Below are 16,196 nucleotides of genomic sequence, written 5' to 3' on the forward strand. Positions count from 1 at the left end.
TCGTCACACCCTTAATCCACTTTCTTCAAAGTTTTTTGAAATAGAGTAATTAAACTAAATGCAATAAAGAAGCTTGTTAATAACGTATCTAATACATGTCCACTATAATAAGCTGCTCCAAGTCCTGCTCCAACCGAAACCAGTAACATCCCATTTTCAAATGTTACCATCGATTTAAAGCGACGTAGCATATTAACTCCACATGCTGCCATTAACACAAGGTATGGACCTGTAAAGATGATGGCCCCTAAAATTCCAAGCGTATAGTATTGACGTAGGAAATCTTGTTCAATAATAAAACCACCTTGGCTAACCGTTGAATAACTTGTCCCAAATAATTTTTGTTTAGGCGTTAACATGTCCCACTTATACTCTGCAAATAATTTCTGTAAATCGCGTCCATCTGTACGTACTTCAAAAGGTTGCTCTAAAACATGCTTCCAGAAAACAGGGTCAAATTCAATTTCATAAATATAATCATAATAAGCAGGCATTCCAATCAACCAAGCATTATTACGAACGATATTAATTAAAGCCCAATTATATTCAAATGAATCTCCTTCCATCCCTTCTAGACCACTCGATAAGTCTGGTATCACTTGATTATCCTCACGATTACTTTGAATCTGCACGGCATTCTCTTGTTGATGTTTAATAGCTGGAGAATAAGGGAAGACAAGACTACAAAATGCAATCATAAAGGCCATAAAGGCAAGTGAAACGACTTGAAGACGTCCTTGCTTTAAAAGCAAAATAATGAGATAGCCAATAAATGCAATCACAGCAACGGCAATAGTACCAAGGGTTGCCACACGAGTTCCAACAATCATCATGCAAAGAGAATGAATCACAATTAAAATCATGACTGGCCACTTACGTTTAACTTCATATAGGACCTTATAGAGCAAAGGGAGTAACGTAAACAATAAAGCTCCGATGACATTTGCTTCTTGGAAAAATCCCTTTGATGTTAACTGAGTGGCCTTATACTGTTCATATCCCCCCATAAACCAAGAAATAAAACTTGATTGCGTGTACCCACCATAACTTCCTTTTGAAATGGCCAATAAATCTGTGATAAAAATCACACCACAAACGAACGTAGAAACACATAAGATGACGCGATTAAATGATTTTTCACTAAAGTTGGCCATCCAAACAACATACATCAAAACAAATGGTAATGTCATGGTTAAAATATACTTCAACTCAATTCCCGTTAAAAACTGATAATTAGCAGGCAAGAATAAATCTAAATTTTTCGTTGAAATAAAATGTAAAACAACATAAGCTATCCAAATGATTGCGATAATAGCGGCCCCAATAAACGTACGCTTCTTATGCTTGTCAACCAAAATAAAGGCCCCTACTGCAAGCAACGGCAAAATAAGAAATCTAACAATCGTTGATGGAACAATTAAATGATATTGCTTTAAAAAATCATTCAATAAATAATCTAAATCAACCAATGGCTGAATCACTAAAAAAATAAAGACTAAAATCCCATAAAAACTTGGACTTTTAATCATCGATTTTAATTGATTTAACATACTACTCCTCCACAATCTCTTTAATCTGCTCGACGATTTGGTTATTATGATAATGATACGTCAACAAGTGTGCTTCCATCACATTGAGCTGCTCTGGATGTTTAATTAAGTCTTTCATCCCTTCATAGAAGGAGTTTTCATTGTTATCAACAACAATCCCATATTCATTATTTTTCAACTGCTCTTCAATACCGGCCACCTTTGTTGCTAACACAGGTGTCAAACAAAGTAAAGATTCAAATACAACGGTTGGCAATCCTTCATAACGTGATGGCAATAAGAAACAATCGGCAAGTTTAAAATATGGAAATGGATTTTCACGATAACCAATTAGCTTAAACGTCTCCTCAACTTGATAAGCCTTAATTTTTTGTTTTAAAACTGCTTCATCCTCTCCACCACCAATAATCATAATATGATGCAATAAGCCTTCTTGTATGAGTCGATGATGGATCTCGAGTAAGCGATCATATCCTTTTTGATCTACTAATCGCCCCACACTGATAAATGTCAAAGCTTCTTGTTTAAAAAATGTCGAACGAGTTTCATCAATCTCCACATTGTATTTTTGCTTAATTAAGTCTTCTTGAATAATATTATGAATCACTTTAACAGGTTTGCTTAATTCAAATACTTCTTGATAGGAAGCCGCAGCAACCTTTGATACTGCGACTTGCTCATCCATTAAGGATAACGTCTTCTTAAGCAATGGCATGTAATTAGATGAGAAATTTTGAACTTTATAATCTAAATGAACCCAATTTACTTTTTTCTTACTATTTCCATTGGCAACAAAAATTGTACAAAAACCTTCTTTAAAAGCAATCTCAACATCATAAGAATCAAGTTTCATTTTTTTTCGTTCACGCTTAATTTTATTTCCAATCATTCCGGCCTTCATTAAGAAAACCAGATATAGTTTTCTAGCTATCAAAGCTAAATTTTTAGATTTAATTAACTGTCCGAGGGGTAAATCAATGACACTAAAAAATTTAGAGCCTTCTAAGACTCGCACTTCTTTCGGCACACCCTTTAGCATCTCACCATGCTTATGAAGGACAAGTAAATCTATTTCATAATCTGTCGTCTTAACAAGTGTTGTCAATAAATTATTCAAAACACGTGCTACTCCGCCAACGACCATCTCATCATTAACAATTAAAATTCTTTTTGACATTTTCTCACTTCCGATCATATAACCATAACACTAGTTTAAATTGACGTAAATACAATAAATACATTAAAACTTTCTCTTTCTTACTATAAGTATTAATATACTTATTCTTGATCCATTTTGGATATTTACTACTTAAAGTGGTAATATTCTGATTTAAAAATACTTCACGTCCATTTTGATACTCTCTAATGCGTTGCGTCGTTAATTTAGCCCCATGCTCGACAAACATATAATTAACCTCATCAAGACAAGGAATTTTATTTTTGACAACGTAAGACTTGACTAAATCAAGAGCACGATAGATATCAAAAATTTTATCAGAAGGTGTATGCATAATAGAGCCCGCACGTTGAAAATAGTTATAAAAAACATGATTAACTTTGACGATTTTATTCGCCTTGGCTAATACGATCGGAACACATCCTAAATCTTCATACCATAATCCTTTTGGAAACTTAACATCATCAAATAATGAACGTTTAAACAGTTTATTACACGCACTATTATTAATAGTAATGATTAAAGGATCATTTGAAACATTCGTTTCAGTAAACTCTCCTCCTGGAACAAACTTTGTCTCACCTGATTCATACACATACTGCATATCACAAACAACGACATCAGCTTGCTTCTTTACGACTTGCTGATACATAACCTTAAACATATCTGCCTCTACCCAGTCATCACTATCAATAAAGGCAACATAATCCCCATTTGCATGTGCTAATCCATAATTTCTAGCATCTGCTAAGCCACCATTCTTTTTCATCAATCCAATGATTTTCCCGGGAAATTTCTTTTGATACTCCTCTACGATATCTTGCGAATGATCCGTACTTCCATCATTCACACAAATAATCTCAATCTCCTTCATCGTTTGATTAACAAGTGAAGCTAAACATTTATCTAAATACTTCTCAACATTATAAATTGGGACAATCACACTTAATTTTGCTATCACGTTATCACACCTATTTCAATAATTTCTGCTTGATAAAAATAAAACTCTTCAATAATTTAATTTGTTTATGCCCAAGCAATTTTAAGATAAAACGATCTTTCTTCGATAAACAACTTAAATATTGATTACTTAACCATCCAGGATAATGACGATTCATATGGTCAATAGCCTCTTTAATATATGTTTCTCCATCTTCAAGTTTTAAAAAGCGCAGACAACTAAATAAAGCTAGATTTTCAATTGATAAATAGGCTAACTCTTCCATGTACTCGTCAAAAATTCCTTGCTGCTTATAATACGACTCTATCGAATCAATCGCTTTATAAATATCTAAAACTTTTGGATTAACTGTCGACATAATAGACCCTTCACGTTGAATGTAATGAACAAAGGCTTCATTGACATATGCAATATGATGACATTTTGGCATAAATTTAGCGGTCGTCGCTAAATCTTCATACCATAATCCTTTGGGATAACGAATATTTGTCTTTGTAAACAGCTCCGTCTTATAAAGCTTATTCCAAGCTGATGCAGGACTTAACAATAAATTTTTAAAGGGATTATCCGCTTGTTGACGCAATCCTTGAATATAATTTGAAACACCACGGTCTTCCCATTCCATTAAAAAGTCAGATACAACCAAATCAGCATTCTCTTCCTTTGCTTTTTGATATAGTTTCTCATACATCATTGGCTCAATCCAATCATCGCTATCAACAAAACCAATATACTCCCCACGTACATAAGATAAAGCATAATTTCTAGCATCACTTAACCCACCATTTTCTTTAATTAATGGTTTAAATAAATGAGGGTATTTTTTGACATACTCATCAATAATTTGTTGAGATTGATCTGGACTTCCATCATTTACAACAATGCATTCTATTTCTTTTAATGTTTGATTCACAATCGAATCTAAACATCTTGGTAAAAACTGCTCCACATTATAGACTGGAAGGATAATACTTACTTTTACCACTTTTTTCACCACCTGACTAAACTAAGATTTAAATTTATAAAATAACTTTAATGTCATTTTTGACTCATAGATTGAAGCTCTTAATTTTTCTTTAATTGATTGATTCGCTTTTTGTTGTTGATAATATTTATTATTTGTCCAGCCTTTAAATTCTTGCTGTAAATAATCATAAAACTCATTCATAATTTTAAGTGCTAATGATGAATCTTTAATATGAATGACTTTTTGTAATTCATAAAGGGCTTGATTAATACAAACCATCTCTAATTCATCTTCAAACGTTTTGAATTTATTTAGTTTTTTATAATAATTGATACTAGCTTCCAATGCTAATAATGTATGTAAAATTCTTTCATCATACGCACTTGAAACATTATTTAAACGATTAGCTAAATAATAATATAAGGGTTGATTAATCATCGCGATTTTCTCACAATGTGCTAATAGCATCAACGTAAAGGCTAAATCTTCACTTCGATAGTTTGTTGGAAATAGTAGTTGATTAGCCGTTAAAATTTCTTTTTTAATAAGTTTATTCCAAGGAGCAGGATTAATTTTAAACAGAATCTCTTTGTGATTCATTAAATCAATCGTCTCAGATTCAAATTTTGGTAATGAAATAGCAAATTGTTCACTTGAATCTTCATAACAATCATAATACTCACAAATGGCCACTGAAGCATCAGATAAACGGATTCCTTCATATAATTTTTCTAACATTTCTTCATGTAGATAATCATCTGGATCAATAAAAATAACATAGGGAGCACTCGATAAACTTAATCCTAAGTTTCGTGTTTTTCCAACCCCTTCATTTTGCTTATCCATCACTTTAAAACGAGAATCCTTTTGCTCCCATTCTCTAATTAAAGTTAAGGTCTCATCTGTAGAACCATCATTGATCACTATCACTTCGAAATCTTTGAATGTTTGAGTGACCAAACTTTTAAAACATTTATCAATATATTTTGCGACATTATACGCAGGAATGATAACACTAATTTGACTCACGGGGTTTACACCTACTTTAGCTCATTTTCATCTAAAATTCGACTATATTAAAAAAGATATTTATTCTATAGTTGTAACCATATTTGAACAGAAATAGTCACATTTATCATATCATAATTTAATTCCAATGGAAATATAAACAAAAAAAGCGCATCGAGATTTCGACACACTTTTTACAATTGTTTATTTTTTTAATACAATTCGCTTTGCACGATTAACAAATAATCTAAATTCATTAAAGAATACAAAATATAAGATGCTATGAGCTATTAAAACAATGGTACCTAAAACGGCCGATCCTAGGAACCAAACTAAAATTGATGACGTTCCTGATGAGAATACTAACTTCCATCCCATATAAGAAATGGATCCAATCACAAACATAATCCCTATTCGTCCAAGAACCAGACGATAATAATACCAAGGTGATAAGTTAAAAACACGTGGATAAACTAAATTGACTGTCATAAAGAAATCAAAAATAAACTGAGACAAGAATGTTCCTAATAAAATCCCAGTAATTCCAAAGTTTTTAATTAATACTAGAGAAATTAATAGATTAGCTATTGCAGTGATGTAAGCAATTTTTTTAGTCTCTTTAAATAAACCATTCACATTTCTAACAACTAATAATGGTTCTCTTGACACCAAATAAAATAAATTTACACTAAATAACAAGACTGCGAATAATGAAAGAATATATTGCTCCTCTTTCATCCATAACATCATAAAATCTCTCATGACAACAAATAAAATACTACAAATCACTGAACTTAAGAAAAAGGCAAAATTCGTATATTCCAAAAATGTTGCATATTTATGTTCTTCATTCTCATTTGAAAATAAATTTCCAAAACTATCAATTGGCGCTTGCACAATGCTAAATAAAATCTTTTGTAAACTTGAGCAAATTAAATTATAAGCATTATAAATATTCGTCACTGAAGTAGCAACAAAGACACTTAATAAAATAGGATCCGTATTACTTAAGACCACACCCGAAATTTTATGTGCAAAGACATGTTTTGTATTTTCAAGAGCTGATAAGTCACGTTCTTCATGATTATTCTTTAAATAAGGATATAACTTAAGAGATTTCTGTCTAGAATAAACATATGTTGCAATGGTTAAAAGTCCATCGACTAATAAAACAATCGCTAAATCTACTTTCAGTAACGCAAGCACAACGACTAAAACAGAGCGAATAAACGTAATGAATTGAATTCCGATATTAATTTTATAATATTGTTGATCAGATTGAACGACAATATTCGGTCCCATTAAAAAGTAAGAAATCACCACTGGAATCAATAATAAGAAATAAATCAAGTAGATCGTCCCACTTGGAATCGGATCCGCTTTACTAATAAATAGCGGAGAAACAATTCCTATAATTGTTCCAAGCACTAAAATGATAATTCCCATCCATCTAAATAAATAGACAGCCCCATTATATAATTCGGTTACCTTTTTATGATTTTTATCAGCCAAGGGTTTATATAATATTTGCTGAAATGCCATTCCAAATCCACCTTCAACTAGATTTAAAACAGCCATAATTTGTAATAATGTCGAATAAAGTCCGTTAATTGAACTACCATAGATACTAGAAAATAAACTAAATTTAACAAAACCTAAAATAGGTAAAATTAAATTTGGAATTGTTGTTGCTAGCATATTAAAAAACGAATGTTTCGTTCTCATCTCATCACTCCTAACACAATCTTTCCTTTTATTTGACTAGAAAGACATAATTTAATAAAAAGGTGTATCGTCATTAGGATACACCTTTTTGATTTAAGTATTAATATTTTAACTAAGATTGTGGCGCTGATGGTTGCTCTGTACTCACACAAAGTGGATCATCTGGATTCTCATCACAGAAATTTGGAGCCGGTACCTCAGGTTCTGGATCAGGTGTTGGTGTTGGATCCGGTGTTGGTGTTGGATCCGGTGTCGGTGTTGGATCCGGTGTCGGTGTTGGATCCGGTGTCGGTGTTGGATCCGGTGTCGGTGTTGGATCTGGTGTAGGTTCAACACCTAATGAAACAACAACAGTAATATGACCTGAACTTACGCTTTGACCTACTCCAGGTGAATAAGAAATAATCGCTCCTTTTGTAACCGTTGCGCTATACTGCTCTTGTTTTGAAACTGTAATTGAAAGTCCTAATTCGGCGTTTTTCTGACTAATATACGAAACGAACTCTTCGTATGTTTTGCCAACATAATTATCTAGTGTCACTGATGCGACTCCTTTAGATTTATATACATTAATTGAAGAATTCGCATTAATCACTGTTCCAGCAGAAACATCAGATACCCAAAATCCCGCTGATACAGAAGAGAACTTATCATCTGTAAAGTTAACTTTAACGGATACTTTATTTGCCCAATTATTAATTTGGTCTTTTGACCAACCTAAAGCATTGAAATCTGGTACCGTAATATAATCCATCACGGTTACTGTTAAACTACTAATACTATCTTTTTTCGTATAAGCTTTAACACTTTGAGACGTCACATACCCCGCTTTGGATGGATCATATCCTGAATCTGACCACGAAATTTTATTAATCGTAATCGGAACGCCTGCTGAAGATGCCCAGTTTTGAGCCATTTGTGCTGTATACTTCCCGCCTACCATATCAGGCATCATACTGCGACACTCTTCAGCATTTTGATTAGCTGAATCTGTACAATCTAATCCTTTTTTAATCACACTTACTGAAATAGATGATACTTTAGACGCAATCGTATTTGCTTTAACACTTTGATAAATAACTTGATTATTGGCAGCAGATGAGATATAACCACTATCTCCCTCTTCAACATAATTCACATCGATACTGATCCCATTTTGTTTTGCCCAAGACGTTACTTCGCTTAATACCCATCCTTCAGAAACAAAATCTGGAACTAATTCTGGCATTTCTGGAATATCAGGTGATGCTTCATTATACCATGACTGTACCCATGTCACACCATAATGTGGTGAAAATGGTGTATAGCTAAATGTATACTTTATTTCAGGTTGAATTTCTTCTAAGTTAATTAACATATTTTTTTTAGCATCTGCAACTGCTCCATCAAATGGAAAGGCATAATTTAAAATATCTCCACGAAATTCGTTATAAACATTACCGAAAGTGGCACTAATAACCATATTTTTAAAATGAATGTAATTCATTGGATTGTTACTTCCATAACTTGTTACTGTATCTAATGCATATTGGAATGACGATGTAATTTGATTCATTGAGATATTTGTTTCAATATTATTTCCAAGCACTTCAATGACTTTTAATACTTCATTAATAGAATTCATTTCAGTTAACATCTGGCTGATAGCTGCTCGAATAACCTCTTGTTGGCTTTCCGCACGTCCAAGATCGCCATTAGCTAATGTTTTTCGATGTCTTGCTAAAGCAAGTGCCTGCTCTCCATCTAAAATTTGATATCCTTGTTCAACATATACGATATCATCTCCCCAATTACGATCACTATTTTGCTCAATAATCGTTTGTGGAACATACATATAAATTCCACCAATGGCATCGATTAACTCAACAAATCCTTTAAAGTTAATTTTCACGTAATATGGAATATCAATATCAAACCAATTTTCTACTGTTTCAATCACACAGGTTGTTCCACCATTATTGGCATGGTTAATTTTGTCCTTCATGTTGTTATAACATGGAATTTCAACATAAGAGTCACGAGGAATTGAAGTCATCGTCACAGATAATTTTTGTGGATTAACCGTCGCTAAAATTAAGGAATCTGCACGTGAATTTGCATTCAATCCTTCTGTTTCAGAGTCAACTCCCATTAATAAAATAGAGAATGGCTGATCAACTAAAGAATCATAATTTTTATTTGATTCCACTGTAACCTCTTGCTTAATAACTGTTTCGATGTTGGCTAAAACAGTCGTCTCTGTCGAAATATTTTCATAACCTAATTGATCGGAAAAAATCGTGGTATAATTATCCCCAATAATAATGGCATCAACGTCTCCTTGATATAAATCGTGAATTAAATCAAATGGCATATCATATGTTTTCACTTTTTCTTCAGATAACTCATTTTTATCTAAAAATGTATTAATACTTTCTACAACTTCTTCTTTAGTAATATTTAAGGTCCCAATTGTTTTTCCTTTTAAATCATCAAATGATTTAATGTTTGAATCCGTCATTGAAACTAAACTATAGTTAATCACGGTTTCTTGTGTTGTCATATTATTTAATGATTTATACACTTTCATATTCACATATCCAAAGTATGAAGAACAAATAATTGATACAATTGCAATCACACTTGTCACTAAAATTCCAATCCCTTTATTTTTGTTTAGACAATACATCCCAAACATCAATAAAGATAAAAAGGCAAAAATTAAAATTAACGACACATTGATTCGAAGAGAACTATTGAATCCAGAATATTTATTGATATAAACAATATTTAAGACAATTGGAATAATTAAAAGTGATAATAATAAATACTTAACAATCGGCTTTTTTAATATATTTTGCAAGTTACTCATTTCTCCTCACCTCCACTACTGAATTTCAATTAAAACTAATTGATTTTCTTTTTCAACAACAATAAATCCTGTTTCTGTTGGAAATTTTGATAAATCTAACTCATCACTATCTGTATATGTCCATTCTGCATAAACATATGTCCCATCCATCTCTGTTCCGTCTGGCATTGTGTAGACATAGTTAGGATCAACCCCCGTTACCTTAACATTTGCTACTGTTAGCAATTGATCGGCACCGAACTCTTCAATATAGTAATCTAGATATAAATAGAAGACATCTACTGCTTTATTTCTAAAATCTGAACGATATAACGGATACACAAATTGTAATCCACCTACATCGTTACGTCCTCCTTTATTAGACCAAGTAAAGAAATCGGCAATGAAATTTTTAACAACAGACTCTGCATAAGCTGATTCAGTTTCTGGAGTCCATGACTCTTCAAAGGCTGTTTGATTCTCAATTAATTCATCATAAATTTCTTTTTGATATTCTGTAGCTGTTTCACGTAACGTATAATCAACAACGTCTTGGGTCACATCAATAATTCCTATATTCGTATTCACATCATTTCCTACTGTACTTTTATCTCCTTTTAACTGAGTGATTAAAATAACTGCAAGAACAATTGTAGTGATTGTAAAGATTCCCCCGAAAACTAAAAAGGGCTCTTTTAACAGCTTATTTAGCTTCATTTTCTTCACCTTCTCTTTCCTTGATTACCGAAGCATATTGACATGTTTTTTGATGCATATCGCCTTCATAAATTAATTCATCCGTATACACACCACTTGCCCCATAGTATAACAATTCTTCTAGTGTGACATCATCATTAATGGTATGGAAGAACATTGGTTTTTTTAGATACTGCAATTGATTTAAAAGATCAAATCTTGGATCTCCCCATAATGAAGCAAAAAATTGTGGCATCGTTACAAATACAATTTCTTCATTTTCATTAATAAACTCAATGACTTCATAATTCGAGCGATGAGTTTCCTGATACATGGTATAGATATAACGATCGAATTCATAAATTTCTTCTACCATATCGAACATTTCAAGCGTATAAAGTTGTGGAATAATTCGAGATAACAAAGTCTCATCAACTGCCGTTACCTGTTCAACAATAGCAGTAAATGATTGTTTTACACTGTCTTCATCTGCCCATTTTGTATCTGTAACAAATACCACATCATCATACTCTTGTAATAATTTAATGATATCTTCAAAAGTCATGGGGCTATATTGACCATTGATTTTCATACTTAAAAATTGTTCTAATGTTGGAACATATTCATCACGTTCATTTTTTTCAATCGATGATAAATCAATTAAGTCGAGTTGTTCAAATCGCTCATAATCGCTTTCTGACCACTCATGACGGGCAACTAATTCTCCATCACTCGTAAAGAGTAGGTCTACTTCGAAAACTCTAAATCCTTTATCATAATTATCTTTAAATGCTTCAATAGAATTTGTATAAGGATACCCATCAATTCCGCCCATTGCATGAGCAATATATACTAATTCTTCTTTAGACATAGGGGTTGTTAAATGCTCAATATCCATTTCATACTTACAAAGCATATCTGAATAATCGGTAATAACGGCTTCATATTCATCTAACATTGTATTTTGTGTATGACTTTTTTCTTCAAGTTGCTTAATGGTTTGATCCATCATATAAATTAAAATGGCTAATCCACACGCTGTAATCCCCAATAAAACGCCCAATATGATTAGCTTATTTTTTTTGATATACTCTTTCATACTAACCCCCTTCTAAATACATACTATTTAATTGTACATTATTTAACTAAGAATGCAAATATTGAAAATCGTAATTAAGTAAAAAAATACATTTTTATACATTTTCCATTACATTCCACCATTTTTTGAAATTAAAGCAAATCCCTATTACATAAAAAAATCTCCTCATGATGAGGAGATTTTTAGTTCTATTTCTTTAATTGAATGTGTAATTCAGTTAACTGTGCCTCGCTTACGCGTCCTGGTGCTTCTGTCATTGGACATGTTGCCGATGCATTTTTAGGGAATGCAATCACATCACGTAAACTTTGTGATCCTGTTAAAATCATCGCGATTCGGTCAAGACCTAATGCTAAACCACCATGTGGAGGTGTTCCGTATTTGAAGGCATTCATTAAGAAACCAAATTGTTCTTCAGCTTCTTCTTTTGTAAATCCTAATGCTTCAAACATACGAGATTGAATATCAGGACGATAAATACGTAATGATCCTCCTCCTAATTCATATCCATTTAATACGATATCGTAAGCTTGAGCTTTCGCATTATGAGAATCTGTATCGAACGTATCTAATGTATCTAAACTTGGCATTGTGAATGGGTGGTGTGCTGCAAAGAATCGTCCAGCTTCTTCATCATATTCGAATAATGGCCAGTCAATCACCCATAAGAAGTTAAATTTTGATTCATCAATTAATCCTAATTCTTTAGCTAAATGTAAGCGTAATGCTCCTAAGCTATCTGCTACGACTGCTTTTGTATCAGCAACGAATAATAATAAATCCCCAATTTCAGCATTTGTAGCAGCTTTAATTGAAGCCACTTCGTCTTCATTAAAGAATTTCGCGATTGGACCATTGAATCCTTCTTCGACTACTTTCACCCAAGCTAATCCTTTAGCTTTATATTTTTTAACAAAGTCAGTTAATTTATCAATGTCTTTACGTGAGAAGCGTTCTGCTGCGCCTTTCACACATAATGCTTTTACTTCATTTCCTGCTTCAACCGTACTTGCAAAGACTGAGAATCCACAGTTAGCTACAACATGATTTAAAGGTATTAATTCCATTTCAAAACGTGTGTCTGGTTTATCTGATCCATAACGTCCCATTGCTTCTTCATAGCTTAAACGTGGGAATGGACGCGGAGTATCTAACCCTTTAACATCTTTCATCATCTTAACTAACATTTCTTCAACTAAATTCATAATTTCTTCTTGTGTTAAGAATGAGGTTTCGATGTCAATTTGAGTAAATTCAGGTTGACGGTCAGCACGTAAGTCTTCATCACGGAAACAACGTGCTACTTGATAATAACGTTCAAATCCAGATACCATTAATAACTGTTTGAAAATCTGTGGTGATTGAGGTAAAGCATAGAATTCACCTTCATGAACACGACTTGGAACTAGATAATCACGTGCTCCTTCTGGTGTTGATTTATTTAAATATGGTGTTTCAACTTCAATAAAGTCTTGACTATCTAAATAACTACGAACTGATTTTAAAATGTTATGACGTAAGATAAAGTTCTTTTGCATCATTGGACGACGTAAATCTAAATAACGATATTTTAAACGTGTATCTTCTAAAGCATCTGTTTCATCTGCAATGATTAAAGGTGTCATTTCTGCCTCTGAGATAATGGTTAGTTGTTCTAAAACAACTTCAATATCCCCTGTTGGCATATTTGGATTTTTACTTTGACGTTCTGCAACGATCCCTTTAACGGCAATAACATATTCATTACGAACTTTATTAGCCACTTCTAGTACTTCAGGGCTAACTGTTTCTGGATTTGCCACTAATTGTGTCATTCCATAACGGTCACGTAAATCAATGAAAACTAATCCTCCTAAGTTACGAGATTTAGCAACCCAACCTTTTAATTCAACTACTTGACCGACATTCTCAAGTCTTAATTCTCCATTATTATGTGTACGATTCATAAAATTTTCACCTCTTCTTAATGTTGACATCCGCATCCATGACCATTTCCACCGCAACACTCATGATCATCTCCATGACCATGTCCTCCACAGCACTCATGTTCTTCTTCTTGATGATCGTGGCATCCACCACCACAACATCCTCCATGTTGATGGTTACGTTGTTGATCTTCGATAATATAGTCAATAACAAATCCTACTGGAATACTTTCTTGTGTACCTGTTTGATTATTTTTAATATTAATCATCCCATGTTGTAACTCTTCATCACCTAAAATCGCTGTGTAACGTGCATGATAGCGGTCGGCTTGTTTAAATTGACCTTTTAAGTTTTTACCTAAATAGTCTGTTTCACAAGCAAGTCCACGGCTACGTAAATCGAGTAATAAACGTGATCCAAATACTTTTGCATCTTCCCCAAGAGTAATTAAGAATAAATCAACCGCGTCTTCACCTGCTACTTGAATATTCTCAGCTTCAAGTGCTAATAATAGACGTTCAAGTCCCATACCAAATCCAATAGCAGGAACAGTTGGTCCTCCAAGTTCAGCTACTAACTTGTTGTAACGTCCACCACCACATAATGTATTTTGTGAACCAAATCCTTCAATCTCAGCTTGAATTTCAAAAATAGTATGCGTATAGTAATCAAATCCACGAACTAAGCTTGCATCATACTCATATTCAATTCCCATTGCTTTTAAATATTTTTGTACATTCATAAAGTAAGCTTTATCTTCTTCAGTTAAATGATCAATCATTTGTGGTGCTGATTGCATAATTTCTTTATTGCGATCAACTTTACAATCCAAAACACGTAATGGATTTTTTTCTAATCGAACTTGGCAATCTGCACATAATTCTTCTTTATGCCCTTCAAAATGAGCAAGTAAAGCAGCACGATAATTTTCACGACTTTCAGTATCTCCAAGAGAGTTTAACTTAACTTTAATATTACGAAGTCCAAGAACTTTATATAAAGTAACAGCTAACGAAATAACTTCGGCATCAATTGATGGATCCGCGCTTCCAAATACTTCTGTTCCAAATTGAATGTGCTGACGATAACGTCCTTTTTGTTGACGTTCATAACGGAACATTGGTCCAATATAAAACATTTTTTGTACCATTTGGTCCGCATACATTTTATTTTCAATATAGCTACGTACAACACCGGCTGTTCCTTCCGGACGTAATGTCATCATACGGTCACCACGGTCTTTAAAATCATATGTTTCCTTTGACACAACATCAGATGTTTCACCGGCTGAACGATGATACAATTGTGTACTTTCAAACATTGGGGTACGAATTTCTTTGTAATTAAAGATTGAACAGATTTCGCGAATTAAACTTTCAACATTTTGCCAACGAGCACTATCTTTTGGTAAAACATCATAAGTCCCTTTAGGTTTATTAAAATTCATTCTTTTAGCTCCTTTCATAGCCTTACATAATAAGCAATAATCGATGTCGGACACGGGTTATACTTAACTTTTTTAAAATTAAGTATAAAAAAAGTCCTTAGATTTAATCTAAGGACGTTATATACGCGGTACCACCTTAATTGTAGTTATCAAATAACTACCACTTGAAACGTTAACGCCGTCTACGGATATCCCTACTTAAAGTTCAGGACATCTTCTCACAAGTGTCTTTCCTTAACTTACCCGTCGGAGCTTCCAGCCGTGACTCCGTTCTCTAGTTCGTTATCGATTAAGGCTCTTTCTTGATCATCGAATTTATTTTTATTATTGACTATTTACTTCATTATAATACATTTTTTCTTAAGATTCAATAATTAAAGTCGTCGGACCATCATTGGTAAATTCTACATCCATCATCGCACCAAAAACACCTGTCTCGACGGTTAACTGGTACATATTTCGTAAGATATCATTAAACTGGTCATATAAAGTTTTTGCGACTTCAGGACGAGCTGCTTCAACAAAACTTGGGCGATTCCCTTTACGCGTGTCTCCATATAATGTGAATTGAGAAACAGATAAAATAGATCCTTGAATATCTTTCACTGATAAATTCATTTTTCCATCTTTATCTTCAAAAATACGCAAATTAGCTACTTTTTTTGCACAGTATTCTAAATCTTTTATCGTATCTTCGTGTGTTATTCCGACTAATAACAATAATCCTTTATCAATCGATCCAACAACTTCCCCTTCAACGATTACTTTTGCCAATTTTGCACGTTGTACGACTACTTTCATTTCTACACT

General features: G+C 33.1%; 12 protein-coding genes and 1 other annotated feature. All 12 genes read right to left on the bottom strand.

The window, feature by feature from the left end:
- Positions 1-11: 11 nt before the first annotated feature.
- Positions 12-1,550: an O-antigen ligase family protein gene (locus HLK68_RS00195; protein ID WP_132942907.1), complete on the bottom strand. Its 1,539-nt coding sequence runs from the start codon at positions 1,548-1,550 to the stop codon at positions 12-14.
- A 1-nt stretch (position 1,551) separates the two neighbouring features.
- Complete coding sequence (locus HLK68_RS00200) at positions 1,552-2,727, bottom strand: glycosyltransferase (protein WP_229059750.1); 1,176 nt, start codon at positions 2,725-2,727, stop codon at positions 1,552-1,554.
- 4 nt (positions 2,728-2,731) lie between these two features.
- Positions 2,732-3,688, bottom strand: a complete 957-nt coding sequence (locus HLK68_RS00205; protein WP_006784214.1) for a glycosyltransferase family 2 protein — start codon at positions 3,686-3,688, stop codon at positions 2,732-2,734.
- 10 nt (positions 3,689-3,698) lie between these two features.
- Entirely contained in the window at positions 3,699-4,673 is a 975-nt protein-coding gene (locus HLK68_RS00210) for a glycosyltransferase family 2 protein (RefSeq protein ID WP_009606944.1), read from the bottom strand.
- 21 nt (positions 4,674-4,694) lie between these two features.
- Positions 4,695-5,684, bottom strand: coding sequence for a glycosyltransferase family 2 protein (locus HLK68_RS00215; RefSeq protein ID WP_006784216.1), 990 nt, complete (start codon positions 5,682-5,684; stop codon positions 4,695-4,697).
- Between the two features lie 183 nt (positions 5,685-5,867).
- The gene (locus HLK68_RS00220) at positions 5,868-7,388 is read right to left on the bottom strand and encodes a lipopolysaccharide biosynthesis protein (protein ID WP_132942908.1); all 1,521 of its coding nucleotides are present in this window, start codon (positions 7,386-7,388) and stop codon (positions 5,868-5,870) included.
- Positions 7,389-7,500: 112 nt separating this feature from the next.
- Positions 7,501-10,239 (bottom strand): LCP family glycopolymer transferase, encoded by a 2,739-nt coding sequence (locus tag HLK68_RS00225; RefSeq protein WP_238843607.1) that lies wholly within the window; start codon positions 10,237-10,239, stop codon positions 7,501-7,503.
- Positions 10,240-10,254: 15 nt separating this feature from the next.
- The gene (locus HLK68_RS00230; protein ID WP_132942909.1) at positions 10,255-10,935 is read right to left on the bottom strand and encodes a hypothetical protein; all 681 of its coding nucleotides are present in this window, start codon (positions 10,933-10,935) and stop codon (positions 10,255-10,257) included.
- Entirely contained in the window at positions 10,922-12,013 is a 1,092-nt protein-coding gene (locus HLK68_RS00235) for a phosphatidylinositol-specific phospholipase C/glycerophosphodiester phosphodiesterase family protein (RefSeq protein ID WP_006784220.1), read from the bottom strand. The genes HLK68_RS00230 and HLK68_RS00235 overlap by 14 nt, the downstream gene beginning before the upstream one ends.
- A gap of 188 nt (positions 12,014-12,201) precedes the next feature.
- On the bottom strand, positions 12,202-13,959 hold the full coding sequence (gene aspS / locus HLK68_RS00240; protein WP_132942910.1) for an aspartate--tRNA ligase: 1,758 nt from the start codon (positions 13,957-13,959) through the stop codon (positions 12,202-12,204).
- Between the two features lie 17 nt (positions 13,960-13,976).
- Positions 13,977-15,386: a histidine--tRNA ligase gene (gene hisS, locus HLK68_RS00245; RefSeq protein ID WP_009606939.1), complete on the bottom strand. Its 1,410-nt coding sequence runs from the start codon at positions 15,384-15,386 to the stop codon at positions 13,977-13,979.
- Positions 15,387-15,493: 107 nt separating this feature from the next.
- Positions 15,494-15,705: a binding site (T-box leader), on the bottom strand.
- A 41-nt stretch (positions 15,706-15,746) separates the two neighbouring features.
- The gene (gene dtd, locus HLK68_RS00250; protein WP_055163562.1) at positions 15,747-16,187 is read right to left on the bottom strand and encodes a D-aminoacyl-tRNA deacylase; all 441 of its coding nucleotides are present in this window, start codon (positions 16,185-16,187) and stop codon (positions 15,747-15,749) included.
- Positions 16,188-16,196: the final 9 nt, after the last annotated feature.

Origin of the sequence: Turicibacter sanguinis (assembly GCF_013046825.1) — a bacterium.
Taxonomy (GTDB): domain Bacteria; phylum Bacillota_I; class Bacilli_A; order MOL361; family Turicibacteraceae; genus Turicibacter; species Turicibacter sanguinis.